Source organism: Bradyrhizobium denitrificans (assembly GCF_013179005.1).
Taxonomy (GTDB): Bacteria; Pseudomonadota; Alphaproteobacteria; order Rhizobiales; family Xanthobacteraceae; genus Bradyrhizobium; species Bradyrhizobium denitrificans.
Map to the genome: position 1 here is coordinate 1 of NZ_JABFDP010000021.1, position 26604 is coordinate 26604.

The window sequence follows — 26604 nt, forward strand, 5'->3', positions numbered from 1 at the left end:
ACTCTAGCCAAAAATGGTCCAGTTTTCCGGCCTCAGATCACACGTCGGGGATTCCGACCCGCACCGGTAACGTGTTGAGCGTTCTGTACTCCAAGCAATATTACGAGGCTTTCCAGAATGATCCATTGGCGCAACTTCCGGGCAGAATATCCGATCTCGACTATGAGGATTCGCCGACCGCGGCATCCATCCTCCTTGTGCGGGTGACCAGCGCGGATTGGAAGGCAGCGGACATCAACCGTCAATCGACGAGACTGCCTCCCGATCAATTCAAGCGACTGATCGACCACATGAAAAGCAATGGAAGACTATAGATGATCTGGATCGACAGCGATGGGGGAGTAGACGACGCGCTCGCGATCGCTGTCGCTTGCAAAATCGTCTCAGGACATAAGATCGCTTTTTCAACCGTATTCGGAAATGTCTCAGCACGCCAAGCCGCGCACAACATCCGAACCTTGTTACACCGACTCGGTGTCGACGCACCAATTCTCGTCGGCGCCGAACGCGCTTCAGACGGCTTCGCGCAGTCTGCAACGGATATTCACGGACTCGATGGCTTGGGCAATGTCATCGGTGAGGTCAGGCCAGACGAACAATTCGACTCTCTATCAGAGTCGATTGAAAGCCCTTTGGAACGCGCGCGATGGCTCAACGAGGACGTTCATATCCTGAGCATCGGGCCAGCAACCAATATCCCATCGATCGCGCGCATGCTCGGGGCTGAGCGAATTTCCGGTATCACGATGATGACGGGCGCGATTTTTGACAAAGGCAATATCACCGAGGACGCCGAATTCAACGCCTACAACGACCCCATCGCGTTGGCCAACATTCTCCACTCAGGAATTCCAATCACAATTGTCCCGCTTGATATCTGCCGAAAGCTCATATTCAGGCGGGAAGACCTGACGAGCTTAAGCACGTTTGGAGCAGCGGCTCCGATGCTCAGCGAAGCTCATAAATTCTACATGGCGAGCTACGAACAGGCCGAGGGCATCTCCGGCTGCTTTCCGCATGATACGATCGCGCTTCTGTCCATGCTCTATCCGTCGAAATTCAACTTCTGGCGCATTCCATTTGACGTAGACAGCTCCACAGACCATCGCGGACAACTGCGGTTTGATATCAACGGTGCCTATCACGCAAGATTTTGTCTCGGGGGCGACCTGCGCTGGGTCAGGCAGTTCATGCGCTCCTGGTCGATCCTGGCATAATCACGCGAGCTGCGCCACGCTCTCCAAATGGGGGCGCGCAACTGGCTGGACCTTGGCCGAGACCCGTGGCGCGCCTGCACAAGGACATCGGCCGGGAGGCGCCACAGCGACAGGACGGTTCGCACGGCGGGCGGGCCCGATCCCGGCATTGACTTACCGCAGCACCCCTGACGACCGCGCGCGATTTGGCCGATCCTAACCATGCGGGCCCCGGCGCGATCTTGATCGCGCGCTTCGCATTGGCGCGCGAAGGGATTCGTAACGCACTGTCTTTTTCATTGTTTTCATGACATCCATCCGGAGACGCCCCATGAAATTGCTTGCTGCCCCGCTGTTCGCCGCGGCCCTGATGCTGCCGTCAGCACCGGCCTCGGCCGTCGTGCTGGATCTGTCGACCATGAGCTGCAAGCAGTTCGTCGAGAGCGGCGACGACAGCATCAAGATGGTGTTTATCTGGCTCGACGGCTGGTACAAGGGCGATCAGGACGAAGCCCTGTTCGATACCGAGGTGTTCATCGAGAACGCCAAGAAGTTCGGCAAATATTGCGCCGAGCATCCGACGGTCAGCATCGTCACCGCGGCGGAGAAGATCCTCGGCAATTAGGTCGGCAACGGATCGTTAGATCAGTCAATCGGGTTGGCGTCGGCGTAAGCGCAGCAGGCTTTCGCGACGCGTGATGTTTGGCGGGGTGAAAAGGCGACGCTCATGCGTGCAGAACGATAGAGCGCCGCGCCGGCGCTTGGCAATCGCCCCTCTCCGCCGTCCGCCACCATTCCGGAGCGCACAGGACGCCTGGTGGCGTCCTGTTCGCCGCATAGCCGCCGCTGGGAATGACATGGGGAAAGAACTGGGGGTTGAACTTGCGCCGGGGCGTGTGAGAGCCGCGAAGCCAATCCGCAACGCCGTGGCGGGCGCCCTGCGACGGGAGACTTTGCCGCGGGCAGCGCGGCTGGCGACACGCTTCGATGACCCCGAGTGAAACCCGCTGCATCCGGACACATTCAGACGCAACTCAGTACGCCAGCTCCGCGCCAAAGCCGCGTTGAAGAAGCGAGCCGCGCAGCCGTGCGGCACCCGCCCCTTTCTTCATGCGAGAAGTCCATGTCGATCAGCTCCGTTTCGACTCCCATCGCGGCCACGTCGTCCCAGGCGACCGCGGCCACCTCATCCAGCTCGGCGACGTCCGCAACCTCGTCGTCATCAGCCACGAGCTCGGCCGGCGACACGTCGGAGAGCTCCTCCGGCAGCGGCGGCGCGTCGTCGGGCAAGACTGTCGTCAGCGAGGTCTCGATCACGCTCGACGGCGTCACCACCACGACGATCACCTATTCCGACGGCTCGACCGAGGTGACCAAGACGGCCGCCAGCTCGGACGGCAGCAGCAAGGGCGCGCAAACCTACAACGCGCAAGGCGCGGCCAGCGGCGCTGCAAGCACCGGCGGCTCGAGCAGCGCGGGCACGGCGAGTTCGACCGCGGCGGCCTGAGATGTCGAAGGAGGAGCGGCGCATCATCGCGCCAGCCCGACCAGCGCGAGGTGAACGAGGGTTCCGCTGAAGGAACCGCGATCTGCCATCGGTACGAGGCGTTTCCGAGCGGCTGCGGTTGCAGGCGATGCGCCGCCGCAACGCTCGGTGACACTGCGAAGCCACACTGCAGCGATGATGTCACGTGGCCGTCATTTGTTAATTTGCACCCTCGCGCCGAGTCACGCCTGTTATCGGGCAGCTGCGACAAGGGGGAGGAAGTCGATGGTGCGGGGTATGATCGGCGCGGGGATTCTGCTTCTGGCGATGGGATCCGGAGTGCAGGCAGCCAACGAGGCTGGTCCGGACACCCGGATGTCCTGCTCGGAGGTGCGCTACTACGTGGAGAAATACACCGCCGAGGTGGCCGAGATGTATGCGCGCAGCCGCGGCGTCACCGATGCGCAGATCAACCGGGCCAGGCGCTGCCTGTCGACGAACCATTTCCGCAGGGCGGACCGGTCGCGCAGCTATACGGAGTGAGATGGCAGCGGGAGAGCGGCTGGTCCGCTGTTGATCGCTGTTCCCCGTCATTCCAGACGGCCAGCGGAGGGCACATTTGGCGTTTTTAAAGACGGCCGTCATGCCCCGCAAAGGCGAGGCGGTCGGATATGGAGACACGGGACTGTCGCGAACGATCCATCCTGGCAGTTAGTTGTTCCGTTATGCCCGGGCTTGTCCCGGGCATCCATGCGCTTCTCAGCGAGCTGAACGACGTGGATGGCCGGGACAAGCCCGGCCATGACGATATGAAGACGTGGCGCAATGTCTGCGCCCCACCCACGTGGTGCTGTGCTCCACGGAGGCCTGCAGAGCGCAAGCGCGCCGCGGAAGTCCCTACCTCACGCCTGCTCGATCGCCGCCGGCATCTTGGCGACCGACATCAAGGAGCGCGCGACCTGATTGAGGAGCTGATCGGCATTCTCCTCCTCGGCCAGCGACTTCGACAGCAGCGCGACGACGGCGCTGTGGCGGAGCTGTGAGGCAAGGTTGCGCGCGGTGGTGTAGCCGGATATCTCGTAATGCTCGACGCGCTGTGCCGCGCCGATCAGCGCGAGATCCGCCGCCGCATCCTCCTTGTCCTCGGATTGGGTCACGATCTCCTCGCCTTCCTCAACCAGGCCCATCATGCCCTTGCACGGCTTTGCCCGCGGCGTCTTGCCGAGCAGCTCGAAGCATTCGTTGATGCGCTCGATCTGGGCCTCGGTCTCGACCAGATGCTGCTCGAACAATTCGCGTAGCTGATCGAAGCGGGCGGCCTCCGCCATCTTCGGCAGCGCCTTGGTCAGCTGCTTCTCGGCATGGAGGATGTCGCGCAGCTCCTCGATCAAGAGATCGCCGAGACCCGCTTCATCGGCCGGCGGCGAGCTCTCGGTGACGATCGCATTGGCCGCGCCGTTCTCGGCCTGGATCGCCGGTGATTCCGTGAACACCCAGTCACCGCCCTCGTTCCAGGGGCCACGGGTATCGATCTCGCCATGGTCGCCATTGCCGGTGGAATCGTTGAAGAACTGATCGACGAGGCCCGGCGTCGGCGCGATCCGTCCGATGCTGAAGGCCGGCTTGTTCATGCTCTCCAGCGCCAGCGCGAACGCCTTCATATGGGTGATCTCGCGCGTCATCAGGAACTGCAGCGCATCCTTGGTGCCGGCGTCATCAGTGAAATTGATCAGCCGCTCATAGACGATCTTGGCGCGCGCCTCGGCGGCGATGTTGCTGCGCAGATCGACGTCGAGCTCGCCGGTGATTTTCAGATAGTCGGCGGTCCAGGGATTGCCCTGCGAGTTGAACAGATTGACGCCGCCCCCGCCGCAAATCGCGATCAACGGATCGGCCTCGGCGGCCTCGCGGTCGAACTTGGCGGGCTTCAGATGCATGCGGGCGAGCGTGCCGACCACTTCCAGATGGCTCAGCTCCTCGGTGCCGATGTCCATCAGGAGATCCTTGCGATCGGGATCCTCGCAATTGAGGCCCTGGATCGAATACTGCATGGCGGCGGCAAGCTCGCCATTGGCGCCGCCGAACTGCTCCAGCAGCATGTTGCCGAAGCGCGGATCGGGCTCGTCGACACGGACGGTGAACATCAGCTTTTTGACGTGGTGATACATGGAGGCCTCGGACGTTTGCGGGGATGCAGCAAGAGTCCGAACCTCCGGGCACCACGGTTGTTCCTTACCTCTCACCGGAACATCTTCCGCCCTGCTCTGCGCCGGCCGGGTGAACGCAGTCAGGCCGGCGCCCAAGCCTATGCACACTGCCGCGCATTGCCCAGCCAAGCGCCCATCAAGGCCGGCATGGACCAAGACCCCGGGCTGCGGCGGCCGCAACACAGCTGTTGGCAGCGGCAGCGCAACCCTTGCTAAGCTTTTCTCCGCTCGCCTAAGCTAACTTGCTGGAGAGTCAGATGTTGATGCGAACACCTGCCAGGGAGGAGCCGCGGCTCGGCGCGCGATGGCGCCGCGCTGTCGAGCGGCTGCGCGACCTGACGTCGTTCGCCCGTTCTTCGTTCAGCCGCTCGCCGTTCGAGCATTCGCCGTCGGCCCGTTCGTCTTTGACGTTACCGCCGCTTCCGCCGACAGCGGCCATGGAGCCCGCGCTGGACATTTCCGACGAAAGCAATTTCGACGTCGCGCTCGCGGCCATCGTCGATTCCATCGAACGGCAGCCGCGCGGCGCCCAGCCGCGCTTCGCCGGCCAGGCTCGCCCGGCCCCGCCTGGCAGTGGGCCCACGACGGCCTGGGCCGATGAACGCCCTGCTTATTATTTGCCGATGGAGCGGCCGGTCGGCGCCTATCCGCACCCCAGCTACTCCTCTGCGGCCGCGAGCCCGCGCGGTGATCAGGAGGATGAGCTGCAGCAGCTCCGCAAGGAGCTGATGCACGCCGTCTCGGCGCGACTCGGATCGCCCGAGGATCATCTGGCGACGATCAGGACGCTGCTGAGATCGGTGAAGTAATGTCGGGCCGCGGCAACATCGGCAAGGCGGTCGAGGAACTGACCGATCATCTGCGGCTGGTCGATCATGTTCGCGCGCTGCAGGAAGGGCAGAAGGAGATCGCCGAAGCGATCAAGGCCGTCAACCAGCGCCTGACCGCGATCGAGACCGAGTTCAGGGTGCTCAAGGCGGAGACCCAGCGCGACGCGTTGCGCGAGGTGCAGCACGCTGTGCAGGGCGTTCAGAGCTCGATGCATGACGAGCTGACCCGCATGGCGACGCGGCTCGTGGTGCTGGAGCAGGCGCTGCGCCGCGAGGCCGCCCGACAGCAGCAGCCGGCTGCGCCGCGCACTCCCGCGCCGCCGCGTTCGGACGGACCGCGTTGACGCGCCACATCGCGCCGACCAGGCGCGGCTCCGTCTTGCCTCGTTTCGGCTTCGGGAAGCGTTAGTCACGACGCTGATGCAAATCGCCTTCTTCACCATCGTCGAAGAGCGGTTGTGCCTGATCTCCCGCGCAATCCGTCCTATCGTCCATGGCCGCTTCAGCCTTTGGCACGAGCGGCGAATGATGTAGGCTGAGTCGCGAGAAACGACGCCAAGACGACCGACCGCAGCGGAGCGGCCGGCACACCTGCACGAGGGCCACATGACCGACCATCTGATCGTCACCGACGAAGGCGAGACACGGACGATCAAGCTGCGGCGGCCGGAAAAGAAGAACGCGATCACGCAGGCGATGTATCTCGGCATGAGCGATGCGATCGATACCGCGCAGAACAATCCGCTGGTGCGATGCATCATCATCACGGGGGGCTCCGGCGTGTTCACCGCCGGCAACGACCTCGAGGATTTCCTGCATGCGGGCAACGCCGGCAACGAGGCCATGCGCACCTCCGCCGCGACGAAATTTCTCTATTCGCTGGCCCACAACGTCAAACCGATCATCGCCGCGGTCGACGGCGTCGCCATCGGCATCGGCACCACGATGCTGTTCCACTGCGACTACGTGCTGGCCTCGACGACCGCGACCTTCGCGACGCCCTTCATCCATCTCGGCCTGGTGCCCGAAGGCGCCTCGAGCCTGCTGATGCCGCAGACCATGGGCTATCAGCGCGCCTTTGCGATGCTGGTGATGGGCCGCACCATGACGGCGGCGGACGCGCATATCGCCGGCTTCGTCAATACGGTGGTGGCCCCGGGGCATACCGAGGTCGAGGCGCAGAAGGTCGCGCGCGACATCTGCCGCCTGCCGGCCGAGGCGGTGGCGATCGGACGCAAGCTGATCCGCACCGCGCCGGACGAGTTGACCCGGCGGATCGACCAGGAAGGCTATCTGTTCGCCGAACGCATGACCTCCGAGGAGGCGATCGGCGCCTTCAAGGCATTCCTGTCGCGCAAGAAGAAATGAACGCAGCCAGGCCGGCCGCCGATGCCGCATTATGATGTGATCGTGATCGGCTGCGGCGCGGTCGGCAGCGCCGCCATGCTGCACCTTGCGAAAGCGGGACGCCGCGTGCTCGGCATCGACCGCTTCCAGCCGCCGCATCGCTTCGGCTCGACCCATGGCGAGACCCGCATCACCCGCGCCGCGATCGGCGAGGGCGTCGACTACACGCCGCTGGCGCGGCGTTCGCACCAGATCTGGCGCGAACTGGAGCGCGAGACCGGCACCCACCTGTTCCAGCAATGCGGCTGCCTGTTCATTCCGAGCCAGCACGGCGGCGCAGTGCACGGCGTCAGCAGCGGACAGTTCTTCGCCAATATCGAGGCTGCGGCACGGCTGCACGGGGTCGACGGCGAGACCCTCTCCGCGGAGCGGCTCCGCGCCGACTATCCGGCCTTCGCCACCGCGCCGGGCGACCGCGCCTTTCTCGATCGCGAGGGCGGCTATCTCCTGGTCGAGGATTGCGTGCGCACCGAGCTTGTCGTCGCCGCACGCCATGGCGCGGAGCTCGTGACCGGACGGCGCGTCACCGCGTTCCGCCGCGCGGCCGGCGTGCTCAGCGTCACGCTGGAGGACGGCACGACCACCTCCGCGACGACGCTGATCGTCACCACCGGCCCGTGGATCACCGAGATGATCGCGCCATTGCGCCGCCGCGTCCACATCACCCGCCAGGTGCTGTACTGGTTCGAGATCCTGTCCAACCCGCAGCGCTTCGGTCCGGACGCACCGGTCTTCATCTGGGACGTCACCGGCCGCGCCGGCGCTGCATCCGACATCTACGGCTTTCCCTGGCTCGGCTCGCCCGGCAACGGCGTCAAGCTCGCCAACGAGGTCATGACCGGCGAGACCGATCCCGATCACGTCGGCCGCGAGGTCACCGCGGACGAGATCGCGGCCACCTACGAGACCTATGTCCGCCCGTTCGTGCCCGATCTCGGCCCTAAATGCCTGCGCAGCGAGGTCTGTCTCTACACCAATGCCAGCGGCGGACGCTTCATCATCGACCGCGATCCCGGCGCCCCCGAGGTGATCTATGCCTCGGCCTGCTCGGGCCACGGCTTCAAGCATTCGCCGGCCGTCGGCGAAGCGCTCGCGGCGATGGCGCTGGGCCAGGCGCCGCTTGTCGATCTCTCCGGCTTTACGCTGGACCGGCTGGCCGCCGCCCCCTGAACGCTATTTGCCGGTTTGCAGCGCCGCTGTCTGCTTGGACAGGCCCTCGTTGAACTGCGTCTCGAGCCTGTCGAGGTAGGCGTTGAACTCGCCCGGCCGGACGAACGGGTTCGGCCCGCCCTCGGCGATCTTCGCCCGCTTGGCGGCCAAGTCGAACATCTCCGGATGCGGCGCGAGCAGAATGTCCGGATGCACCGTCTTCGCCCAGGCATAGGTCTTCTTGTAGTCGTCGACGATGCCGGGATAGGTCGGCCGGCCCACCAGCTGGTTGAGCGCCACCGTGGCGCTGCAGAAGAAGATGACGCTGCGGGTGGCCTCGCCGTCCTTCACATCGGTGGTCCAGCTGGTGCAGCCCGGCGAATGACCGGGCGTCTCATGCGCGGTCAAGGTGACGCCGCCGAGCGTGACGGTGTCGCCTTCATGCACGGCGCGGTCGACCTTGACCGGCGGGAAGTTCAAATGGCTCTCCTGCTCACGCCCCGGATAGAAGCCGCCTTCGAGCAGCGGCACGTCCTTGGCGCCCGCCACCATCTGCGCGCCGGTCTCCTGCTTGATCTGCGCGAGCCCGCCGGTATGGTCGATATGGGCGTGGGTGTTGAGGATGTATTTGATGTCGGCGACCTTGAAGCCGAGCTTGGCGATGCTGGCCTCGATCTGCGCGGTGGATTCCGGCATCACCGTATCGATCAGGATGTGCCCCTGCGGCGTCGTGATCAGATAGGAGGCGAGCCCGTTTGTGCCGACATAGTAGATATTGTCGATCACCTTGAACGGCTCGGTCGGCTTATTCCACGCCGCGATCATCTGCTTCATCAGGTCCGGCAGCGATTGCGCTGCAGCAGAGCCAGCGGCCAGCGACAAGGTCGCCACAAGCAGCAGCATTCTTTTCATCACACCCTCCCCGGATTGCCCGGTATCATTGTTCTGGTTTTATCTGTTTTGTCTTATGTCATTGCCGCCATGGCGGGGCAATCGCACCTCGCCGCCGCCCTGCATCACACGTGATCCTGCCATGAGTCGTCTCAGCCGCGTTCTCGCCGCCTGCCTCGTCGCCGCCCTCACCGCCGCTGGCCTTGCCGCCCTGCCCGTCCATGCCGAGGATGAGCCGGTGTCGCTGCGCATCCTGGCCATCAACGACTTCCACGGCAACCTCAAGCCGCCGCCGGCCGGCATCCGAGTCGCCGATCCTGCGGACCCGGCCAAGACCAGCATGGTCCCGGCCGGCGGCGCCGAGCACATGGCGAGCCTGGTGAAGCTGTTGTCCGACGGCCAGCCGAACACGATCTTCGTGTCGGCCGGCGACCTCATCGGCGCCAGCCCGTTCCTGTCGGCGATGTTCCACGACGAGCCGACCATCGAAGCGATGTCGGAGATGGGGCTGGCTTTGTCGGCCGTCGGCAATCACGAGTTCGACGAGGGCAAGGACGAATTGCTGCGCATGCAGAATGGCGGCTGTCATCCGACTGAGGGCTGCCGCGGGCCACAGCGCTTCACCGGCGCCAAATTCCACTATCTCGCCGCGTCGACATTTCTCGCCGGCACCGACAAGACAGTGTTTCCGCCCTACGAGATCCGCACCTTCGAGGATATTCCCGTCGCCTTCATCGGGCTGACGTTGAAAGCCACCGCCGGGATCATCTCGCCGGCGAGCGCGGCCGGGCTCGATTTCCGCAACGAGGCCGAGAGCATCAACGCCTTGATCCCGGAGCTGAAGGCAAAGGGCGTGCAGGCCATCGTCGTGCTGATTCACGAGGGCGGCTGGCCGTCCGGCGGCATGAACGAGTGCCCGGGCCTGTCCGGGCCGATCGTCGACATCGTCAAGGACCTCGACAGCGCGGTCGACATCATCATCTCCGGCCATACCCACCAAGCCTATGTCTGCACCATCGACAAGCGCCTCGTCACCTCGGCCGACAAGTTCGGCACGCTGGTGACCGCGATCGACGTCAAGCTCGACCGCACGACGCGCGACGTGGTCAGCGCCACCGCGACCAATATCGTGGTCGACACCACGCTGCCGAAGGACCCGGCGCAGACCGCGCTGATCGACGCCTACGAGAAGGTCGCCGCGCCGATCGCCAATCGGCCGGCCGGATCCATCGCACAGCCGCTCTCACGGGTGCCGAATGGAGCGGGCGAAAGCGCGCTCGGCGACGTCATCGCCGATGCCCAGCTCGCCGCAACCGCCAAGGGCGGCGCCGTCATCGCGATGACCAATCCCGGCGGCATCCGCACCGATCTCGCCCGTCGCGACGACGGCGCGGTGACCTATGCCGACGTGTTTGCCAGCCAGCCCTTCCGCAACCAGCTGATGACGGTCACCCTGACCGGCGCCGAGATCAAGGCGGCGCTGGAGCAGCAATGGCTCGATCCCGCAAGGCCGCGCATTCTCCAGATCTCGAACGGGTTCAGCTATGCGTTCGATCCCAAACAGCCGGCCGGGGGGCGCGTCGATGCCGCCAGCATGATGTTGGCCGGCAAGCCGGTCGATCCCGCCGCATCCTATCGCGTCACCCTCAACACCTATCTCGCGCTCGGCGGCGACGGCTTCACCGCCTTCAAAGGGGGCCGCGATCCGGTCGTCGGTCCCTATGACGACGAGGCGCTGTTCGCTTATCTCAAGGCGAACAGCCCGCTCGCTCCGCCGCCGCGCGATCGCATCCTCAACAGGGCCCAGTGAGGTCCGGTCGGACCGGCGCGAAACCGGGGCCTATCGCCGTCAGGGCTCTTTCCGAGGCTGCGTTCAGCGCATAGATTGGGCATTCCCGTAACGCGCGAGTGGCAGAGCCCAATGTCGACGCTGTATCTTTCTCACGAAGCCTGCCTCGATCATGCGACGCCCTCCGGACACCCCGAGCGTGCCGATCGCCTGCGCGCCGTGGAGGAAGCCCTGACCGAGGAACGCTTCGCCCTGCTGGATCGCGACGAGGCCCCGGAAGCGGACATCGCGCTCGCTTTGCTCTGCCACAATGAGCATTACGTCACCGAATTGCGCCAGATGGCGCCGACCTCGGGGATCATCTATCTCGACGGCGACACCTCGATGTCGCCAGGCACCTGGGAAGCGGTGATGCGCGGCGTCGGCGGGGCCGTGGCTGCGACCGAATCGGTGATGTCCGGCCGCCACCGCAATGCCTTCGTGGCGGTGCGCCCGCCCGGCCACCATGCCGAGATCGCCAAGCCGATGGGCTTCTGCTTCTTCGACAATGTCGCGATCGCCGCCCGCTACGCCCAGCGCACCTTCGGGATCGAGCGCGCCGCCATCATCGATTTCGACGTCCATCACGGCAACGGCACCCAGGACATCTTCTGGGCCGACAAGAGCGTGATGTACTGCTCGACCCACCAGATGCCGCTGTTCCCGGGCACCGGCGCCCGCGGCGAGCGCGGCGAGCACGACACCATCGTCAACGCGCCGCTCGCCTCCGAGGATGGCAGCCTGGAGTTCCGCTCCGCCTTCGAAAACCTGATCCTGCCGCAGCTGACCAAGTTCAGCCCGGAGCTCGTGATCATCTCGGCCGGCTTCGACGCCCATTATCGCGACCCACTCGCATCTCTGAATCTCAGGGCCGAAGATTTCGGCTGGGTGACGCGCAAGCTGATGGATCTCGCCGACAAATGCGCCGGCGGCCGCGTCGTTTCGGTCCTGGAGGGCGGCTATGACCTTCAGGGACTGAAGGAATCCGTCTCCGCCCACGTTGCCGCGCTGACCGGGGCGTAATCCCCAGGTTCCAGCCGATCGACGCCGGCAGGACCTGACAGAGCCATGACCGGCGTGTAAAAGCACGGCCCCGGAGTTGAGTGATCTGCAGGGAACCCGCATGGCGGACAACACCGTAACCGACGTCAAGAAGCTGTCGTTCGAGCGCGCGATCGAGGAGCTGGAATCGATCGTGAAGCGGCTCGAGGACGGCAAGGTGCCGCTCGAGGAGTCGGTGGCGATCTATGAGCGCGGCGAGGCGCTCAAGCGTCGCTGCGAGGAGCTGTTGCGCCAAGCCGAGGCGAGGGTCGAGAAGATCACGACCGACGCCAGCGGGCGGGCGACGGGAGTTGCCCCGCTGGACGTCCAATAGCGGCGGTCACACCGGCCCCCCTGACCTCATTGGCCGGGTTAAGGTCAAAAAATATTTCGCGTCGGGGTCCGCAGCGAGACCAAGGGGCGAACCGCCTGCCGATCGTGCATCTCAGCCGTATTTCTCATCAGGACTCCATTAACGTTATTCCGCGACGGTTTCTGCTTCGCGTCGCGACGATTGCTGCGGAACCGGCGCCCCTTGATCGCCGTCACACCCGCAGGCGGGCGGGATCGATCGCCACGACAGCAACGGCGTGATGAGCTCTTCAGGTTCAGTCCGCGATCACCGGGCCGGCGCCCACGCTGCCTTGAGCAAGGCGTTTTCGCGCGCACGTCGCATTCGCGATGGCCAATGAAAGGCCGCATGCCGATGACGACTTCATGATGGTTTGCGGACGACTCCCCTGACGCGAACGCATGGCTCATCCCGCCGCAGCGCTGCCGATTGCGGCCATGACGGATTCTGCATCACGGGAAAAAGCCTGGACCGGGCTTGCCTCTCCGGTCTATTTCGGGGCCGCGTCTGCCAGCGATTTGAGCAGTGCAAGGGAACCGCCGTGGGCCTCCGGGGTTGAGATTTGACGCCACGGAACCGTTTGCGGGCTTGCCATCTTCAGCCGGGTTGGCTTTAAGACGCGCTTTGGTGTAAAGCTTCTCGCAAATGCGGGTTTTTGGAAGTGCTCATTCTCCTCCGACGATTGGAGCCAAGCACTTGCAAGAGCTAGCAAAACTGACTTGGCTGAACAACTTGGCGAGCTTGGGCGACAAACGAGGACGGCAAGGCCACCAAGAGTGACTTACATCACATAGATCGATCTAAAGGCCGGCTAGGCTCCGGTCTGCGGCTTCGATCCGCGCGGATGTGACCTTCAAGACACCAGGTTTCGCCGCCCGTTACGATGAACCTCTCAGACGTCGGCCCTTGAACCCGACCTGCAAAATTGGAATGTCACCGTGACCACATTTAGTAAGACGCCGCTTCTCGACACCATCAAGACTCCGGAAGATCTGCGCCGGCTGAAGGTCGAGCAGGTCCGGCAGGTCGCTGATGAACTGCGCCAGGAGACCATCGATGCGGTCTCGGTGACCGGCGGCCACTTTGGCGCGGGTCTGGGCGTGGTCGAGCTGACCACCGCCATCCATTATGTGTTCGACACCCCGCGCGATCGGCTGATCTGGGACGTCGGCCACCAAGCCTATCCGCACAAGATCCTGACCGGTCGCCGCGACCGGATCCGGACGCTGCGCACCGGCGGCGGCCTCTCCGGCTTCACCAAGCGCACCGAGAGCGATTACGATCCGTTCGGCGCCGCGCACTCCTCGACCTCGATTTCCGCCGGCCTCGGCATGGCGGTGGCCCGCGATCTGTCGGGCGGCAAGAATAATGTGATCGCCGTGATCGGCGACGGCGCGATGTCCGCCGGCATGGCCTATGAGGCCATGAACAATGCCGGCGCGATGAATTCCCGCCTGATCGTGATCCTCAACGACAACGACATGTCGATTGCGCCGCCGGTCGGCGCGATGTCGGCCTATCTGTCGCGCCTGTACTCGGGCAAGACCTATCGCACCCTGCGCGATGCGGCCAAGCAGCTCGGCCAGCATCTGCCCAAGGTGATCGCCAACCGCGCCAGCCGCGTCGAGGAGTATTCCCGCGGCTTCATGATGGACGGCGGCACGCTGTTCGAGGAGCTCGGCTTCTATTATGTCGGCCCGATCGACGGCCACAATCTCGACCACCTGCTGCCGGTGCTGAAGAACGTCCGTGACATGGAGACCGGCCCGATCCTGGTCCATGTCGTGACCCAGAAGGGCAAGGGCTATCCGCCGGCAGAAGCGTCCGCCGACAAGTATCATGCCGTCGTCAAGTTCGACGTCGCCACCGGCACCCAGGCCAAGGCCAAGCCGAATGCGCCGGCCTATCAGAACGTGTTCGGCCAAAGCCTGGTCAAGGAAGCCGAGAAGGACGACAAGGTCGTCGGCATCACCGCCGCGATGCCCTCGGGCACCGGCATCGACATCTTCGCCAAGGCGTTCCCGAAGCGCACCTTCGACGTGGGCATCGCCGAGCAGCATGCGGTGACCTTCGCGGCCGGCCTGGCGGCTGAAGGCTTCAAGCCGTTCTGCGCGATCTACTCGACCTTCCTGCAGCGCGGCTACGACCAGATCGTGCATGACGTCTGCATCCAGAGCCTGCCGGTCCGCTTCGCGATCGACCGCGCCGGCTTGGTCGGCGCCGACGGCGCCACCCACGCCGGCTCGTTCGACAACGCCTATCTCGGCTGCCTGCCGAACATGGTGATCATGGCGGCCTCCGACGAGGCCGAGCTCGTGCACATGGTGGCGACCCAGGTCGCGATCAACGACCGGCCGAGCTCGGTGCGCTATCCGCGCGGCGAAGGCCGCGGCGTCGAGATGCCGGAAGTCGGCGTGCCCCTGCCGATCGGCAAGGGTCGCATGATCCGCCAGGGCAAGCAGGTCGCCCTGCTCTCCTTCGGCACCCGCCTCGCCGAGTGCGAGAAGGCGGCCGACGAGCTCGCTGCCCACGGCCTGTCGGCCTCGATCGCCGATGCGCGCTTCATGAAGCCGCTCGACGAGGAACTGGTGCTGAAGCTGGCCCGCGAGCACGAGATCCTGATCACGATCGAAGAAGGCTCGATCGGCGGCTTCGGCTCGCATGTCATGCAGTACCTGGCCGACCAGGGCATGCTCGACGGCGGCCTGAAGATGCGCTCGATGGTGCTGCCGGACGAGTTCCAGGACCACGACACGCCGGCCGCGATGTACGCCCGCGCCGGCCTCGACGCCAAGGGCATCGTCCGCAAGGTGTTCGAGGCGCTCGGCAAGGACTACACCGCCGAGGTGGTCAAGCTCGCCTGAGGGCGGGCTCGCCAGCCCTCCTTGGTGATCCATGAAGATCTATCTGGCAGGTCCCGACGTGTTCCTGCCGGACGCCGTTGAGATCGGCCGGCGGAAGGTTGCGATCTGCGACCGCCACGGGCTGATCGGCCTCTATCCGCTCGACAACAGCGTCGATCTCGGCAGCTCCGACGCCTCGCGCCAGATCTTCCACGGCAACGAGGCGATGATGGACGATGCCGACGCGATCATCGCCAACCTCACGCCGTTCCGTGGCCCGGGCGCCGATGCCGGCACGGTCTATGAGCTCGGCTACATGGCCGGCCGCGGCAGGCTGTGTCTCGGCTATTGCAACGATCCCGCTGTCTATGCCGATCGCGTGCGGCGCCTCACCAATGTCACGGAGCAGGACGGGCGGCTGATCGATGCCGAGGGCCTGACGGTGGAGGATTTCGGCCTGCCGGACAATCTGATGCTGATCCACGCGCTCGATCTGCACGGCCATCCGCTGGTGCTGCCGCGCGAGCGGCCAGCCGATGTCTGGCATGATCTCGCAGCGTTCGAGATGTGCGTGAGACTGGCGGCCAAGCGACTGACGATTGGGACGGTTTGATCCGGCCACGTTCTGAAGCCGCGAGTACTCGCGAACAACTTGCAAAACTCGTCATTGCGAGCGAAGCGAAGCAATCCAGGGCTACAAAGAAAGTTGGGATTGCTTCGTCGCTTCGCTCCTCGCAATGACGGAGTCCGAAACTCATTGCGTCGCCCTCAGCAACCAATCTCGCGATATCGCCCATGTCCCCTCCCCGCAAACGCGCTGATGTCCTCCTCGTCGAACGCGGTCTTTTCGAGAGCCGCGCGCGGGCGCAGGCGGCGATCGAGGCGGGACTGGTGTTCGCCAATGACAAGCAGGTGGCCAAGGCGTCGGAGACCGTGCCCGCCGACGCCTCGCTGCAGGCCGAGCCGGCGCATCCCTGGGTGTCGCGCGGCGGCGTCAAGCTTGCGGCTGCGCTGGAGCATTACGGCATCGAGGTCGAGGAGCATGTCTGCCTCGATGTCGGCGCGTCGACCGGCGGCTTCACCGAGGTGCTGCTGGCGCATGGCGCGGCCCTCGTCTTCGCGGTCGATGTCGGCCGTGACCAGTTGCATCCGTCGCTGCGCAACCATTCCAGGATCGTGTCGATGGAGCAGACCGATATCCGCAGCTATGAGGGAAAGCGCCTGCCACAGCGGCCCGATGTGGTCGTGATCGACTGCAGCTTCATCTCGCTCAAATCGGTGTTGCCGGTGGCGCTGTCGCTGGCTGCGTCGCCGATGAGCCTGCTGGCGCTGATCAAGCCGCAATTCGAGGCGCAGGGTAAGCACGGCAAGGGCGGCATCATCAAGGACGCCGCCGTCCACCAGGCGGTCTGCGACGATGTCGCGGCCTTCGCGGCCGCGCTCGGCTGCAGCGACATCGAGATCTTTCCATCCTGCATCAAGGGCGGCGACGGCAACGCCGAATTCTTCCTGGGAGCGCGCCGCCATGGTTGACCGTCTCGTCATCGACCATGTCGGCCATCGCGGCGACGGTGTGTCGCTGTCCTCGGGCGAAACGCTGTACGTGCCCTACACGCTGGCTGGCGAGACCGTCGAGGCCTCGGCCATTCCTGGTCACCCCGACCGTCGCAAGCTGCTGGCAGTGGAGACCCCCAGCGCCGAGCGGATCGCGCCGTTCTGCCCGCATTTCGGCGTCTGCGGCGGCTGCGCCATCCAGCACTGGGCGACGCAGCCCTATCAGCAATGGAAACGCAACATCGTCGTCGAGACCTTGCGCGCAACGAAGGTCGAGTGCGAGGTCGCGGATCTGATCGACGCCCACGGCGCCGGCCGGCGCCGCGCCACCTTCCATGCCCGCATGGGTACCCACGATGTCCTCAGGGTCGGCTTCTCGGCGACGGGCAGCCACGACATCGTTCCGATCGACCGCTGCCCGATCCTCGACCCTGCCCTGGATGGCGCGCTGGAAGCCGCATGGGCGTTGGCCGAAGCGCTGAAGCCGACCGGCAAGCCGCTCGACATCCAGGCGACCGCCACCCACAACGGCCTGGACATCGATGTCCGCGGCTCCGGGCCGCTGCCGCCGGCGCGCGTTGCCGCGCTGTCGCGCCTCGCCGAGCAGCACCGCCTGGCGCGGCTGACGCGCCATGGCGAGCTGGTGCTGATGCGCAATGCGCCGACCGTGACCATGGGCACGGCGCAAGTGACCTTGCCGCCGGGCTCGTTCCTGCAGGCCACCGTGCAAGGCGAGGAGACGCTGGCCCGGCTGGTGCTGGAGCGCACGGCCAAGGCCAAGCACGTCGCCGACCTGTTCTGCGGCGTCGGGCCCTTCGCGCTGCGGCTGGCGGCGCGCGCGCGCGTCACCGCGATGGACAATGACGCGGGCTCGATCGCAGCGCTGCAGAAGGCCGCCGGCTGCCCCGGTCTCAAGCCGATCAAGGCCGAGGCCCGCGACCTGTTCCGGCGTCCCTTGATGCCAGCGGAGCTTCGCGACATCGACGCCGTCGTGTTCGACCCGCCGCGCCAGGGCGCGCAGGCGCAGGCCAAGCAGCTCGCAGCCAGCAAGGTGCCGGTGATCGTCGCCGTGTCCTGCAACGTCTCGACCTTCGCGCGCGACATGCGCCTGCTGATCGACGGCGGCTACAAGCTCGAGACGGTGGTGCCCGTCGACCAGTTCCGCCACACGCCGCATGTCGAGCTGGTGGCGAGATTGGCGCGGTGAGCTCTCCGCGTCATTGCGAGCGCAGCTCGCAATGACGGATGCGACTCCTACCTCACCACGTTGACCTTCACCGGCGCGACGCCGGTGTTGACCATGCCGAGCGCCTGGGCGGCTGAGTAGGACACGTCGACCACGCGCCCCTCGACGAACGGTCCGCGATCGTTGACGCGCACCACCACCGAACGTCCGGTCTTGACGTTGGTGACCTGCAGGCGGGTGCCGAATGGCAGGCTGCGATGCGCCGCCGTCAGCTCGGAGGGATTGAACCGCTCGCCGCTCGCGGTCTTCTGACCTTCCGAATAGTAGCTGGCGAGACCCGACGACGCCGCGCGTACCGGCGGCGGACTGAGCTCAGCATGCCGCACGCGGACCATCGACTCCGGCGCCTTCTCGGCGCGCTGGATCTGGGGCCGGAATTCGACCGCGGCCGGCCTGGTCGGCGCCGACAGGCGCGCCTGCCGGACCGCCGATGATTGCGCGCAGTCGGCGAGCGACGCCGCGGCGGCCAACACGAGCGCGGCGGTCACCAGCTTGCGGGCGGATCCCGCGATGTCGCCGGGGAGCAATGAGCAGCGCGCGGTGCGCTGCGCGGGACCTGCTGTCCGATCGGTGATACGCATGTTCTGTGCGCCTCTGCCTCACCCGCTTCATGGTCGCGGCCCAATCGCGGCGGCACCGTGGCAAAAGGGAATCTCGCCTATCTGCAACTCCTGGTTTTTGGATCAAGTGTTGCGCCAATATCACAGATTCGACGAATCGATGACCGAGCGAGGTTTCCCACAGCAGATCGGCTTACCTCAGCAGGCCGCGCAAGAAGAGGTGGCTCATGCAGGACGACCGGATGCTCGCGCGCATCGTCGCCAGCCTTGCCGAATGCCCGGGACTGGGCGCGATCGCGCTCGGCGGATCACGCGCGCGGGGCACGGCGCACGCCGCGTCGGACTACGATATCGGGGTGTATGTGGCGCCGGGTCATCGGCTCGACACCGACGCGTTGCGCGAGGCCATCGCGCCGCTGGTCGATGACCCGCAACGAGCCGAGCTGACTGAGGTCGGCGGCTGGGGCCGCTGGATCGTGGGCGGCGGCTGGCTGCGGATCGCGGGCCACAAGGTCGACCTGCTCTATCGCGAGATCGACGCCGTCAGCCGGGTAATCGCCGACTGCATCAACGGGCGGATCGAGATCGATTACCAGCCGGGTCATCCGCACGGCTTCGTCTCGGCGATCTGGATGGGCGAGGTCGCATTGTGCCGCGTCCTGCATGATCCGGCTCAGCTGCTGGCCGGTTTGAAATCACGCTGCTCGCATTATCCGCGCCCGCTGCGCGATGCGCTGCTCGGTCGCTTCCGATGGGAGATCACGTTCAGCATCGACAATGCGGCGCTGGCCATCTCGCGTGGCGATCACACGCACATTGCAGGATGCGCCTATCGCGCGCTCGCCTGCCTTGCGCAGGTGTTGTTTGCCATCAATGCCCGCTACCTGATCAATGAGAAAGCAGCGCTCGCGGAGGCGGCCAGCTTCCCGCTCACCCCTGACCGTCTGCAGGCCCGCGTGCAGTCCGTCTGGCAGGCGATCGGCTGCAGCCAATTCGGCGCTGCGATCGATGTCTTGAAGGCGCTCGACGCCGACCTCACGCAGATCATGCGGCAGGCTTGTGAGAGCGGCTGAAGCTTCGTCCCTGCCCCGTACGTCCTCGCCAAGGGCGCGCGATCGGCTGGATCACCGGCCCCAGCGGTCCTGCCAGATCTTCTCGCCGATCAGGCAGGACACCCGCGGCTCCTTGTTGGCATCGTCGGCGACCGGCACGATCTTGGCCGGCGGCGTCCGTCCGGCCACCTCCATCAGCAGCTTGGTGCGGATGGCCTCCTTGAATTCGTCGCGGCTCTTGATCGTCACCACGAACGAGCCGCGACCACCGGTCACGCAATCCTTGTAGTAGAGGTCGAGGTTCTCAATATCCATCGTCGAATAGGACGGCTCCTTGACCATGATCGGCAGGCCGTTGATCGTGATGCCCTTGGCCACCGCCTCATCGCGCGCCATCGTGACCGGCGAGGGACCATTGTTGTTTGGACCGTCGCCGGAGATGTCAATCACGCGACGCAGGCCGCGATAGGGATTCTCGTCGAACAGCGGCATCGCGAAGTAGATCGCGCCCGAGATCGAGGTGCGCGAGGCCCGGCGGATCGGCGTCTTCATGATCTCGGCGGCGACCGCATCGGCGCTTTCCGGGCCGTCGATCAGCCGCCAGGGAATGATGATCTTCTGATCGCTCGAGGCGGCCCATTCAAAATAGGTCACGGCGATGCGGCCATGCACGCCGTTCTTCAGAGCCTGCAGGAACTCGCGCGAGCTGAGCGCTTGCGCGTAGCCTTCGCGCTGGATCGCGAGCTCGTCCAGATCCATCGAATAGGACACGTCGACGGCGAGGATCAGCTCGACATCGACGGAGGCGTCCTTGTCGCTCAGCTGCTGCGCCGCCTGGGCGCCGGGCGCCGCCGCGACGCTGGCCACGTCGCCGCCGGCCAAGGCGCCCGCCAGACACGCCACCCCGATCGAGATCCACCAGCGCATAAGCTGCCCTCCAATCGCGTCAGATAATGGTGACACGCAATCCGCGGTCAGCAAAGCAGGAACGCACGCCGCCATTCACTTTCCAGTTAGTCCAGGGCGACCTGCCCGGATGTTGGTCAGGCGCGGAGCCGTGCGCCTTGCACGATGACGGCATGCAGCCCGTGGTTTCCCGGAGGGACCGAAGGCTGTATTGTGGCGGCTCCGCCGCATCAGGAACACACGGGCGCGCCGCACATGAACGACGCCGTTACCAAGCCGAAGACGAAGGTCCGCACCAAGGTCGAGCGCCCGCGGCTCTACAAGGTCATCCTGGTCAATGACGACTTCACGCCGCGCGATTTCGTGGTGATGATCCTGAAATCGGAATTCCGCATGACCGAGGACCAGGCCTACAAGGTGATGATCACGGCCCATAAGCTCGGCGTCTGCGTGGTGGCCGTGTTCACCAAGGACGTCGCCGAGACCAAGGCGACGCGCGCGACCGATGCCGGCCGTGCCAAGGGCTATCCACTGTTGTTCACCACCGAGCCTGAGACATAGACCGAAGAACTAATCTTCTTCGCGAAGCCCGAACACGCGCTGCTGCGTCGCGAGGCCCGCGATCGGGAATGCGCCGAGATCGGTCCATGGCTCGGCACAGGCGCCGGCGAACGTCTCCGAGGCGACCACGGTGCGCGCCAGCCGCGCGGCGATCTTCTCCAGCCGGGCCGCGAGATTGACCGCCGGACCGATGCAGGTGAAATCGAGCCGATTGCCGCCGCCGATATTGCCGTACAGCACCTCTCCGACATGCAGCGCCACGCCGAAGCGGAAGCGCTCGCGCGCATCGCCGCTCACGTACTCCAGGGCGTGGACGCGGCTGCGCGCGGCGCGCGCCGCTGCAAGCACGCGGCTGCAGACCTCCGCGGGGTCGCCATCCTGCGCCGCGATCGGAAACACCGCGAGCAGGCCATCGCCCATGAACTTCAGCACCTCGCCGCCCTGCCCGCGGATCGCCTCGACCTGGCAATCGAAATAGAGGTTGAGGATGTCGACCACGGTTTCGGCCGGCAGCCGGTCCGACAACGGCGTGAAGCCGCGCAGGTCGGACAGCCAGATCGCGGCATGCATCGTATCGGTGTGGCCGCGGCGGATCTGGCCACCCAGAATGCGGGCGCCGGCGCTGTTGCCGACATAGGTGTCGAGCAGCATCGAGGCGATGCGGCGCAAGCCGATGATCTCGGTGTAGCGCGACAAAGCCGGGATCACCGCGCGGATCGCCTCGGCCTGCGCCTCGGTGAAGCCGCCGGGCGACCTGGTCGTCCAGCTCGACGCATGCACCTCCCCGTCGAGAAAGATCAGCGGCAGCGCCAGATAGTCGGTGACGCCGTCAGCGCGCAGGTCCATCAGGATCGGGTAGCGCTCGGCCTCCGGCGACTGCGGATTGGCCCGGAACGCCACGCCCTGGCGCACCACCACCGCGAGCGGGCTGTCCCAATAGGTCGGCGAGTCCTGGAAGCCATAATCGACGCTGCCGATCTCGACCTCGCCGCCCTGCCGCCAGACGAAGCTGCGGCCGAAGATCTCCGGATGCAACGTGCGGACGAAAACACCGGCGCGCCACAGCGGAACGCCGAGCGCGACGAGGCGTCCGCAGGCCTCGGACATGGTCTGGCTCGGCTGGTCCGACGACCGGGCGCCGTCGATGAGCCAGTTGATCAGCGCAGTCAGGCTCGATGGGTCCATTGGCAAAGCCTAGGCCAGCGCGCACGCCGACGGTAGTCAGCGGCGCCGTCAGTCTTCAGCCGCGTCTTCAGCCGACTTGGCCGCGATGGCGCAGCAGATGGTCGGCGAGCACGCAGGCCATCATCGCTTCGCCGACCGGCACGGCGCGGATGCCGACGCAGGGGTCGTGACGGCCCTTGGTCAGGATCTCGGTCTCGTGGCCGGCGCGATCGACGGTCTGGCGCGGGGTCAGGATCGACGAGGTCGGCTTGACGGCGAAGCGCACCACGATCGGCTGCCCGGTGGCGATGCCGCCGAGAATGCCGCCGGCATTGTTGGAGAGGAAGCGCGTGCCGTCATTGGCCGAGCGCATCTCGTCGGCGTTCTCCTCGCCGGTCAGTTCGGCCGCAGCAAAACCGGCGCCGATCTCGACGCCCTTGACGGCGTTGATACTCATCATCGCCGCCGCCAGATCCGCGTCGAGCTTGCCGTAGAGCGGCGCGCCGAGTCCCGCCGGCACGCCTTCGGCGGTGATCTCCAGCACCGCGCCGATCGAGGAGCCGGATTTGCGGATGCCGTCGAGATAGTCCTCGAAGAACGCCGCTTTGTCCTTGTCGGGACAGAAGAACGGGTTGCGCGCGATCTCGTCCCAGTCCCACTTGGCGCGGTCGATCTTGTGCGGCCCCATCTGCACCAGCGCGCCGCGCACCTTGACGCCCGCCAGGATCTTGCGCGCGATCGCGCCTGCCGCGACGCGCGTCGCGGTCTCGCGCGCCGAGGAGCGGCCGCCGCCGCGATAATCGCGCAGGCCGTATTTGGCCTCGTAGGTGAAGTCGGCATGGCCCGGGCGAAACTTGTCCTTGATCTCGGAATAGTCCTTCGAGCGCTGGTCGGTGTTCTCGATCAAGAGCGCAATCGGCGTGCCCGTGGTGACCTGCGCGCCGGTGTCGGGATCGGGCATCACGCCGGACAGGATCTTCACCTTGTCCGGCTCCTGGCGCTGGGTGGTGAAGCGCGACTGGCCGGGCCGGCGGCGGTCGAGATCGACCTGGATCTCCGCAGGCTCCAGCGGAATGCGCGGCGGACAGCCGTCGACCACGCAGCCGATGGCCACGCCATGGCTCTCGCCGAAGGTGGTGACGCGGAACATGTGGCCGAAGGTGTTGAAGGACATGAGTTGATCACCCGATCGGGAAAACCGTCATTCCGGGATGAAGCCCGGGGTCGCGAGAGTCCGGCTTCGCCTCTGCGAGACGCCCCGGACTGACGGGACAAGCTAGCTGAACTTCTCGAAGCCGTCCTCGCCGAACACATACACCGCGCCCTGCTGGATCGGCAGGTCGACGGCGCGGTTCGGCGTTTCGAAGCCGAGCGCGACCATCAGCGCCCGCGCCGTGCCGCCATGGGCGACGGCGACGATATCGCCGGTGAGCTGATCATACCAGTCGCGGACCCGGCGTTCGACATCGGCATAGGTCTCGCCGCCCTCCGGCGCCAGCGTCCACTTTTCGGTCAGGCGCTTGGCGTAGAAAACCGGATCGGCGGCCTGCATTTCTGGCAGGGTCGCGCCCTCCCATTTGCCATAGCCGATCTCGCGCAGCCGCGCATCGAGCGCGTAATCCTCGACCGGCAGCTGCAAGGTCTCGCGCACCAGCTCCATGGTGGCGCGGGCGCGGCTGAGCGGGCTCGCGACATAAGGCAGCCGCATCGCGTCATGGCCGTTGCGTGCGACCAGCTGGCTCAGGATGTTGCCGGCTTGCACGGCCTGGACCCGGCCGAGCGCGTTGAGCGGAATGTCCTGCGTGCCTTGCAGGCGGCCGAGTGCATTCCATTCCGTCTCGCCGTGGCGGATGTAGTAGATCGTGGGCCGGGGCATTGCGGTTGAAACGCTACTCCTTGGCGCCGACGGAATTGCTGAGCGAGATGTCGGGCGCCTCCGGCCGCTTCATGCCGACGACGTGATAGCCGGAATCGACGTGGTGCACCTCGCCGGTGACGCCGCGCGACAGGTCGGACAAGAGATACAGAGCGCTGTCGCCGACCTCCTCGATGGTCACGGTCCGGCGCAGCGGCGCGTTGTACTCGTTCCACTTCAGAATATAGCGGAAATCGCCGATGCCCGACGCCGCCAGCGTCTTGATGGGGCCTGCGGAGATCGCGTTGACGCGGATGTTCTTCTCGCCGAGATCGGCGGCGAGATAGCGCACGCTCGCCTCCAGCGCCGCCTTGGCGACGCCCATGACGTTGTAGTGCGGCATCCATTTCTCGGCGCCGTAATAGGTCAAGGTGATGATCGAGCCGCCGTCGGTCATCAGCTTCTCGGCGCGCTGCGCGATCGCGGTCAGCGAGTAGCAGCTGATCAGCATGCTCTTGGAGAAATTGTCCTGCGTGGTCTCGATGTAGCGGCCGTCGAGCTGGTCCTTGTCGGAGAAGGCGATCGCGTGCACGACGAAATCGATCTTGCCCCACTTCTCCTTCAGGACATCGAACACCGCATCGATCGTCGTGGGATCCGTGACGTCGCAATGGCCGAGCACGAGGCCGCCGAGGTCGGCGGCGAGCGGCTCGACCCGCTTCTTCAGCGCGTCGCCCTGATAGGTGAGCGCGATCTCAGCACCGGCCGCGCGCGCTGCCTTCGCGATGCCCCAGGCGATCGAGCGGTTGTTGGCTACGCCGAGCACCACTCCGCGCTTGCCCTGCATCAAACCTGAAATCTGCGCCATGCGGCTTCCCATCGAACTGATTATTAACTGTGGACGTACACCACCGGTCTGGCCCGGTACAGCCCCATTCCGCCCGCTCTGTGGCAAACTGCAGGCAGGGGTCTGCCCGGACCGGAATAGACCCGTCACCGCGGTGTTATGGTCGGTGCAAGGGGGTGGTTGCGGCCCACACCTTGTCCCAGCAGCGAACGGCCGCAGGACAGTCCATGAGCGCGTTCCGCCAGAGCGTCGAGGCCATGATTCCGGCACTGCGCCGCTATGCGCGGGCGCTGGCGCGCGACATGGACGCGGCCGACGACCTCGTCCAGGACACTCTGGTGCGGGCGCTGCGGTCGGAACGGCTGTTCCTCGGCGGCGACATCAGGAGCTGGCTGTACACGATCCTGACCAACCTCAACAAGAACCGCCGGCGCTCGCTGGCCCGCAGGCCGCTGCTCATGCCGCTCCACGACGACAATCCCGACGCCAGCGGCACCGAGGCCGAGGGCCGCGATATCGAACGCGCGCTGGCGACGCTCGTCGAGGAACAGCGCGCCGTGCTGCTGCTCGTCGTCCTGGAGGGGATGAGCTATCGCGAGGTGGCCGACATCCAGGGCGTGCCGATCGGGACCGTGATGTCCCGCCTCGCCCGGGCCCGCGCCCATGTCCGCGCCGTGATCGAAGGTGAACGGCCGGCCCTGCGGAGGGTGAAATGAGCCGACGATCCACCGCACAAAAGCCGCGCCGGCGCGCTCGCCTGCCGCGCGCAAGGGCTGTCGCGCCGCGCGACTGCACGATTGCAACGAGATCCAGATCATGACCGATCCGACGATTCCCGTCACCGAGGACGAACTGCACGCCTATGTCGACGATGAACTGCCGGCCGAACGCCGCGGCGATGTCGAGAGCTGGCTGGCGGCTCACCCGGCCGATGCCGAGCGCGTGGCCGCCTGGCGCCGGATGGCCGAGGCGCTGCACGCCCGCTACGACGCGGTGGCGAACGAGCCGGTGCCGCCGCGCCTCGATCTGGAGCTGCTGGATCGCAAGCCGCGGCGCTGGATCCTCGGCGCGGCCGCGGCCAGCCTCGCCGCTTTCCTGGCCGGCGGCGCGGCCGGCTGGGTCGCGCATGGCGCCGCGTCGCCGCCGGCTCTGTTGCAGAATGTGACCGGCGAGGCGCTCGACGCGCATCGGCTCTACGTCGTCGACGTCCGCCATCCGGTCGAGGTCCCCGGGGACGAGAAGGCCCATCTGCAGCAATGGCTGACGCGGCGCTGTGGCCGGACCGTGCAGGCACCGGAGCTGGAGGCCACGGGACTCAAGCTGGTGGGCGGACGGCTGCTGCCCGGCCCGACCGGCCCGGCCTCGTTCCTGATGTATGAGAGCGCGTCGGGCGAGCGCTTCACCGTCTACGCCACCAAGACCGCGATCGAAGCGGCGCAGATGCGCTATACGACCCAGGACAATGCCGCGGCGCTGTCCTGGGCGGAGCGCGGCGTCGGCTATGTCGTCACCGGAGGAACCGACCGCACCCGTCTCACCCAGGTTGCGCGCCTTGTTTATGACCAGGCTGAACGGTCGGGCGGATAGCGCCCGATGGCGCGGAAGCGGACGAAGCTCACCACGGCCGCG

At 65.8% G+C, this 26604-nt stretch carries 28 protein-coding genes; 20 read left to right on the forward strand and 8 right to left on the reverse strand.

From position 1 onward, the window contains the following. The 5 genes from HL671_RS38040 to HL671_RS23165 form a co-directional block, all read left to right on the forward strand. On the forward strand, positions 1–314 hold a 314-nt coding region (locus tag HL671_RS38040; RefSeq protein ID WP_210264051.1), incomplete at its 5' end, for a hypothetical protein. After that, positions 315–1217 carry a nucleoside hydrolase gene (locus tag HL671_RS23150; protein WP_041750567.1) on the forward strand — a complete coding sequence of 301 codons (903 nt, stop codon included), beginning with the start codon at positions 315–317 and terminating at the stop codon, positions 1215–1217. Between the two features lie 310 nt (positions 1218–1527). After that, positions 1528–1821: an HdeA/HdeB family chaperone gene (locus tag HL671_RS23155; protein ID WP_172239071.1), complete on the forward strand. Its 294-nt coding sequence runs from the start codon at positions 1528–1530 to the stop codon at positions 1819–1821. 498 nt (positions 1822–2319) lie between these two features. Continuing rightward, positions 2320–2703, forward strand: a complete 384-nt coding sequence (locus HL671_RS23160) for a hypothetical protein (protein WP_041750565.1) — start codon at positions 2320–2322, stop codon at positions 2701–2703. Between the two features lie 264 nt (positions 2704–2967). After that, a complete protein-coding gene (locus HL671_RS23165) occupies positions 2968–3225 on the forward strand; it encodes a hypothetical protein (RefSeq protein WP_172239074.1) in 258 nt (85 codons plus the stop codon). Between the two features lie 359 nt (positions 3226–3584). Here HL671_RS23165 and HL671_RS23170 read toward each other — a convergent pair whose 3' ends face one another. After that, positions 3585–4850, reverse strand: a complete 1266-nt coding sequence (locus HL671_RS23170) for a DUF892 family protein (protein WP_012042680.1) — start codon at positions 4848–4850, stop codon at positions 3585–3587. Between the two features lie 296 nt (positions 4851–5146). Between HL671_RS23170 and HL671_RS23175 the strand changes: the two genes are divergently transcribed. From HL671_RS23175 to solA, 4 genes are all read left to right on the forward strand, one after another. Then, on the forward strand, positions 5147–5698 hold the full coding sequence (locus tag HL671_RS23175) for a flagellar biosynthesis protein FlhF (protein ID WP_041750564.1): 552 nt from the start codon (positions 5147–5149) through the stop codon (positions 5696–5698). Further along, positions 5698–6063 carry a hypothetical protein gene (locus tag HL671_RS23180; protein WP_012042679.1) on the forward strand — a complete coding sequence of 122 codons (366 nt, stop codon included), beginning with the start codon at positions 5698–5700 and terminating at the stop codon, positions 6061–6063. The genes HL671_RS23175 and HL671_RS23180 overlap by 1 nt, the downstream gene beginning before the upstream one ends. A 262-nt stretch (positions 6064–6325) precedes the next feature. Beyond that, positions 6326–7087, forward strand: a complete 762-nt coding sequence (locus HL671_RS23185) for an enoyl-CoA hydratase-related protein (RefSeq protein WP_172239077.1) — start codon at positions 6326–6328, stop codon at positions 7085–7087. Between the two features lie 21 nt (positions 7088–7108). Next, on the forward strand, positions 7109–8296 hold the full coding sequence (gene solA, locus HL671_RS23190; RefSeq protein WP_012042677.1) for an N-methyl-L-tryptophan oxidase: 1188 nt from the start codon (positions 7109–7111) through the stop codon (positions 8294–8296). Positions 8297–8299: 3 nt separating this feature from the next. Here solA and bla read toward each other — a convergent pair whose 3' ends face one another. Continuing rightward, positions 8300–9187 carry a subclass B3 metallo-beta-lactamase gene (bla, locus tag HL671_RS23195; protein WP_041751378.1) on the reverse strand — a complete coding sequence of 296 codons (888 nt, stop codon included), beginning with the start codon at positions 9185–9187 and terminating at the stop codon, positions 8300–8302. A gap of 121 nt (positions 9188–9308) precedes the next feature. Here bla and HL671_RS23200 point away from each other — a divergent pair, with 121 nt between their 5' ends. The 7 genes from HL671_RS23200 to HL671_RS23230 all read left to right on the forward strand — a co-directional run bounded on the left by HL671_RS23200 (position 9309) and on the right by HL671_RS23230 (position 17991). Beyond that, complete coding sequence (locus tag HL671_RS23200) at positions 9309–10976, forward strand: bifunctional metallophosphatase/5'-nucleotidase (RefSeq protein ID WP_012042675.1); 1668 nt, start codon at positions 9309–9311, stop codon at positions 10974–10976. 111 nt (positions 10977–11087) lie between these two features. Further along, the gene (locus HL671_RS23205) at positions 11088–12017 is read left to right on the forward strand and encodes a histone deacetylase family protein (RefSeq protein WP_172239080.1); all 930 of its coding nucleotides are present in this window, start codon (positions 11088–11090) and stop codon (positions 12015–12017) included. Positions 12018–12117: 100 nt separating this feature from the next. After that, entirely contained in the window at positions 12118–12369 is a 252-nt protein-coding gene (locus tag HL671_RS23210; RefSeq protein ID WP_012042673.1) for an exodeoxyribonuclease VII small subunit, read from the forward strand. Positions 12370–13325: 956 nt separating this feature from the next. Beyond that, positions 13326–15251: a 1-deoxy-D-xylulose-5-phosphate synthase gene (gene dxs, locus HL671_RS23215; protein ID WP_012042672.1), complete on the forward strand. Its 1926-nt coding sequence runs from the start codon at positions 13326–13328 to the stop codon at positions 15249–15251. 31 nt (positions 15252–15282) lie between these two features. Beyond that, entirely contained in the window at positions 15283–15843 is a 561-nt protein-coding gene (locus tag HL671_RS23220; protein ID WP_172239083.1) for a nucleoside 2-deoxyribosyltransferase, read from the forward strand. 182 nt (positions 15844–16025) lie between these two features. After that, entirely contained in the window at positions 16026–16763 is a 738-nt protein-coding gene (locus HL671_RS23225) for a TlyA family RNA methyltransferase (RefSeq protein ID WP_012042670.1), read from the forward strand. After that, positions 16756–17991, forward strand: a complete 1236-nt coding sequence (locus HL671_RS23230; protein WP_172239086.1) for a class I SAM-dependent RNA methyltransferase — start codon at positions 16756–16758, stop codon at positions 17989–17991. Before HL671_RS23225 ends, HL671_RS23230 begins: the two co-directional genes overlap by 8 nt. A 47-nt stretch (positions 17992–18038) precedes the next feature. Here HL671_RS23230 and HL671_RS23235 read toward each other — a convergent pair whose 3' ends face one another. Next, positions 18039–18611, reverse strand: a complete 573-nt coding sequence (locus tag HL671_RS23235) for a septal ring lytic transglycosylase RlpA family protein (RefSeq protein ID WP_172239089.1) — start codon at positions 18609–18611, stop codon at positions 18039–18041. 206 nt (positions 18612–18817) lie between these two features. Between HL671_RS23235 and HL671_RS23240 the strand changes: the two genes are divergently transcribed. Next, the gene (locus HL671_RS23240) at positions 18818–19663 is read left to right on the forward strand and encodes a nucleotidyltransferase domain-containing protein (protein WP_172239092.1); all 846 of its coding nucleotides are present in this window, start codon (positions 18818–18820) and stop codon (positions 19661–19663) included. A 51-nt stretch (positions 19664–19714) separates the two neighbouring features. On the opposite strand, the gene HL671_RS23245 is transcribed toward HL671_RS23240, so the two are convergent. After that, complete coding sequence (locus HL671_RS23245) at positions 19715–20569, reverse strand: DUF1194 domain-containing protein (RefSeq protein WP_012042666.1); 855 nt, start codon at positions 20567–20569, stop codon at positions 19715–19717. A 234-nt stretch (positions 20570–20803) separates the two neighbouring features. On the opposite strand from HL671_RS23245, the gene clpS reads away from it, so the two are divergent. Continuing rightward, positions 20804–21109, forward strand: a complete 306-nt coding sequence (clpS, locus tag HL671_RS23250) for an ATP-dependent Clp protease adapter ClpS (protein WP_041750562.1) — start codon at positions 20804–20806, stop codon at positions 21107–21109. Between the two features lie 9 nt (positions 21110–21118). Here clpS and HL671_RS23255 read toward each other — a convergent pair whose 3' ends face one another. The 4 genes from HL671_RS23255 to fabI all read right to left on the reverse strand — a co-directional run bounded on the left by HL671_RS23255 (position 21119) and on the right by fabI (position 24996). Then, complete coding sequence (locus tag HL671_RS23255) at positions 21119–22294, reverse strand: adenylate/guanylate cyclase domain-containing protein (RefSeq protein ID WP_172239095.1); 1176 nt, start codon at positions 22292–22294, stop codon at positions 21119–21121. A 67-nt stretch (positions 22295–22361) separates the two neighbouring features. Beyond that, complete coding sequence (gene aroC / locus HL671_RS23260; RefSeq protein WP_172239098.1) at positions 22362–23447, reverse strand: chorismate synthase; 1086 nt, start codon at positions 23445–23447, stop codon at positions 22362–22364. 102 nt (positions 23448–23549) lie between these two features. Next, entirely contained in the window at positions 23550–24149 is a 600-nt protein-coding gene (locus HL671_RS23265) for a histidine phosphatase family protein (RefSeq protein WP_012042662.1), read from the reverse strand. A 13-nt stretch (positions 24150–24162) separates the two neighbouring features. Further along, positions 24163–24996, reverse strand: a complete 834-nt coding sequence (fabI, locus tag HL671_RS23270; protein WP_012042661.1) for an enoyl-ACP reductase FabI — start codon at positions 24994–24996, stop codon at positions 24163–24165. A 206-nt stretch (positions 24997–25202) separates the two neighbouring features. Here fabI and HL671_RS23275 point away from each other — a divergent pair, with 206 nt between their 5' ends. Next, positions 25203–25691, forward strand: coding sequence for a sigma-70 family RNA polymerase sigma factor (locus HL671_RS23275; RefSeq protein ID WP_012042660.1), 489 nt, complete (start codon positions 25203–25205; stop codon positions 25689–25691). Positions 25692–25791: 100 nt separating this feature from the next. Then, entirely contained in the window at positions 25792–26562 is a 771-nt protein-coding gene (locus tag HL671_RS23280; protein ID WP_012042659.1) for an anti-sigma factor family protein, read from the forward strand. The last annotated feature ends 42 nt before the right edge of the window (positions 26563–26604 follow it).

Excerpts from the sequence above, each read along its gene's own strand:
- HL671_RS23150 (WP_041750567.1), top strand. The coding sequence starts at position 315 with ATGATCTGGATCGACAGCGATGGGGGAGTAGACGACGCGCTCGCGATC.
- HL671_RS23155 (WP_172239071.1), top strand. The coding sequence starts at position 1,528 with ATGAAATTGCTTGCTGCCCCGCTGTTCGCCGCGGCCCTGATGCTGCCG.
- HL671_RS23160 (WP_041750565.1), top strand. The coding sequence starts at position 2,320 with ATGTCGATCAGCTCCGTTTCGACTCCCATCGCGGCCACGTCGTCCCAG.
- HL671_RS23165 (WP_172239074.1), top strand. The coding sequence starts at position 2,968 with ATGGTGCGGGGTATGATCGGCGCGGGGATTCTGCTTCTGGCGATGGGA.
- HL671_RS23170 (WP_012042680.1), bottom strand. The coding sequence starts at position 4,850 with ATGTATCACCACGTCAAAAAGCTGATGTTCACCGTCCGTGTCGACGAG.
- HL671_RS23175 (WP_041750564.1), top strand. The coding sequence starts at position 5,147 with ATGTTGATGCGAACACCTGCCAGGGAGGAGCCGCGGCTCGGCGCGCGA.
- HL671_RS23180 (WP_012042679.1), top strand. The coding sequence starts at position 5,698 with ATGTCGGGCCGCGGCAACATCGGCAAGGCGGTCGAGGAACTGACCGAT.
- HL671_RS23185 (WP_172239077.1), top strand. The coding sequence starts at position 6,326 with ATGACCGACCATCTGATCGTCACCGACGAAGGCGAGACACGGACGATC.
- solA (WP_012042677.1), top strand. The coding sequence starts at position 7,109 with ATGCCGCATTATGATGTGATCGTGATCGGCTGCGGCGCGGTCGGCAGC.
- bla (WP_041751378.1), bottom strand. The coding sequence starts at position 9,187 with ATGAAAAGAATGCTGCTGCTTGTGGCGACCTTGTCGCTGGCCGCTGGC.
- HL671_RS23200 (WP_012042675.1), top strand. The coding sequence starts at position 9,309 with ATGAGTCGTCTCAGCCGCGTTCTCGCCGCCTGCCTCGTCGCCGCCCTC.
- HL671_RS23205 (WP_172239080.1), top strand. The coding sequence starts at position 11,088 with ATGTCGACGCTGTATCTTTCTCACGAAGCCTGCCTCGATCATGCGACG.
- HL671_RS23210 (WP_012042673.1), top strand. The coding sequence starts at position 12,118 with ATGGCGGACAACACCGTAACCGACGTCAAGAAGCTGTCGTTCGAGCGC.
- HL671_RS23220 (WP_172239083.1), top strand. The coding sequence starts at position 15,283 with ATGAAGATCTATCTGGCAGGTCCCGACGTGTTCCTGCCGGACGCCGTT.
- HL671_RS23225 (WP_012042670.1), top strand. The coding sequence starts at position 16,026 with ATGTCCCCTCCCCGCAAACGCGCTGATGTCCTCCTCGTCGAACGCGGT.
- HL671_RS23230 (WP_172239086.1), top strand. The coding sequence starts at position 16,756 with ATGGTTGACCGTCTCGTCATCGACCATGTCGGCCATCGCGGCGACGGT.
- HL671_RS23235 (WP_172239089.1), bottom strand. The coding sequence starts at position 18,611 with ATGCGTATCACCGATCGGACAGCAGGTCCCGCGCAGCGCACCGCGCGC.
- HL671_RS23240 (WP_172239092.1), top strand. The coding sequence starts at position 18,818 with ATGCAGGACGACCGGATGCTCGCGCGCATCGTCGCCAGCCTTGCCGAA.
- HL671_RS23245 (WP_012042666.1), bottom strand. The coding sequence starts at position 20,569 with ATGCGCTGGTGGATCTCGATCGGGGTGGCGTGTCTGGCGGGCGCCTTG.
- clpS (WP_041750562.1), top strand. The coding sequence starts at position 20,804 with ATGAACGACGCCGTTACCAAGCCGAAGACGAAGGTCCGCACCAAGGTC.
- HL671_RS23255 (WP_172239095.1), bottom strand. The coding sequence starts at position 22,294 with ATGGACCCATCGAGCCTGACTGCGCTGATCAACTGGCTCATCGACGGC.
- aroC (WP_172239098.1), bottom strand. The coding sequence starts at position 23,447 with ATGTCCTTCAACACCTTCGGCCACATGTTCCGCGTCACCACCTTCGGC.
- HL671_RS23265 (WP_012042662.1), bottom strand. The coding sequence starts at position 24,149 with ATGCCCCGGCCCACGATCTACTACATCCGCCACGGCGAGACGGAATGG.
- fabI (WP_012042661.1), bottom strand. The coding sequence starts at position 24,996 with ATGGCGCAGATTTCAGGTTTGATGCAGGGCAAGCGCGGAGTGGTGCTC.
- HL671_RS23275 (WP_012042660.1), top strand. The coding sequence starts at position 25,203 with ATGAGCGCGTTCCGCCAGAGCGTCGAGGCCATGATTCCGGCACTGCGC.
- HL671_RS23280 (WP_012042659.1), top strand. The coding sequence starts at position 25,792 with ATGACCGATCCGACGATTCCCGTCACCGAGGACGAACTGCACGCCTAT.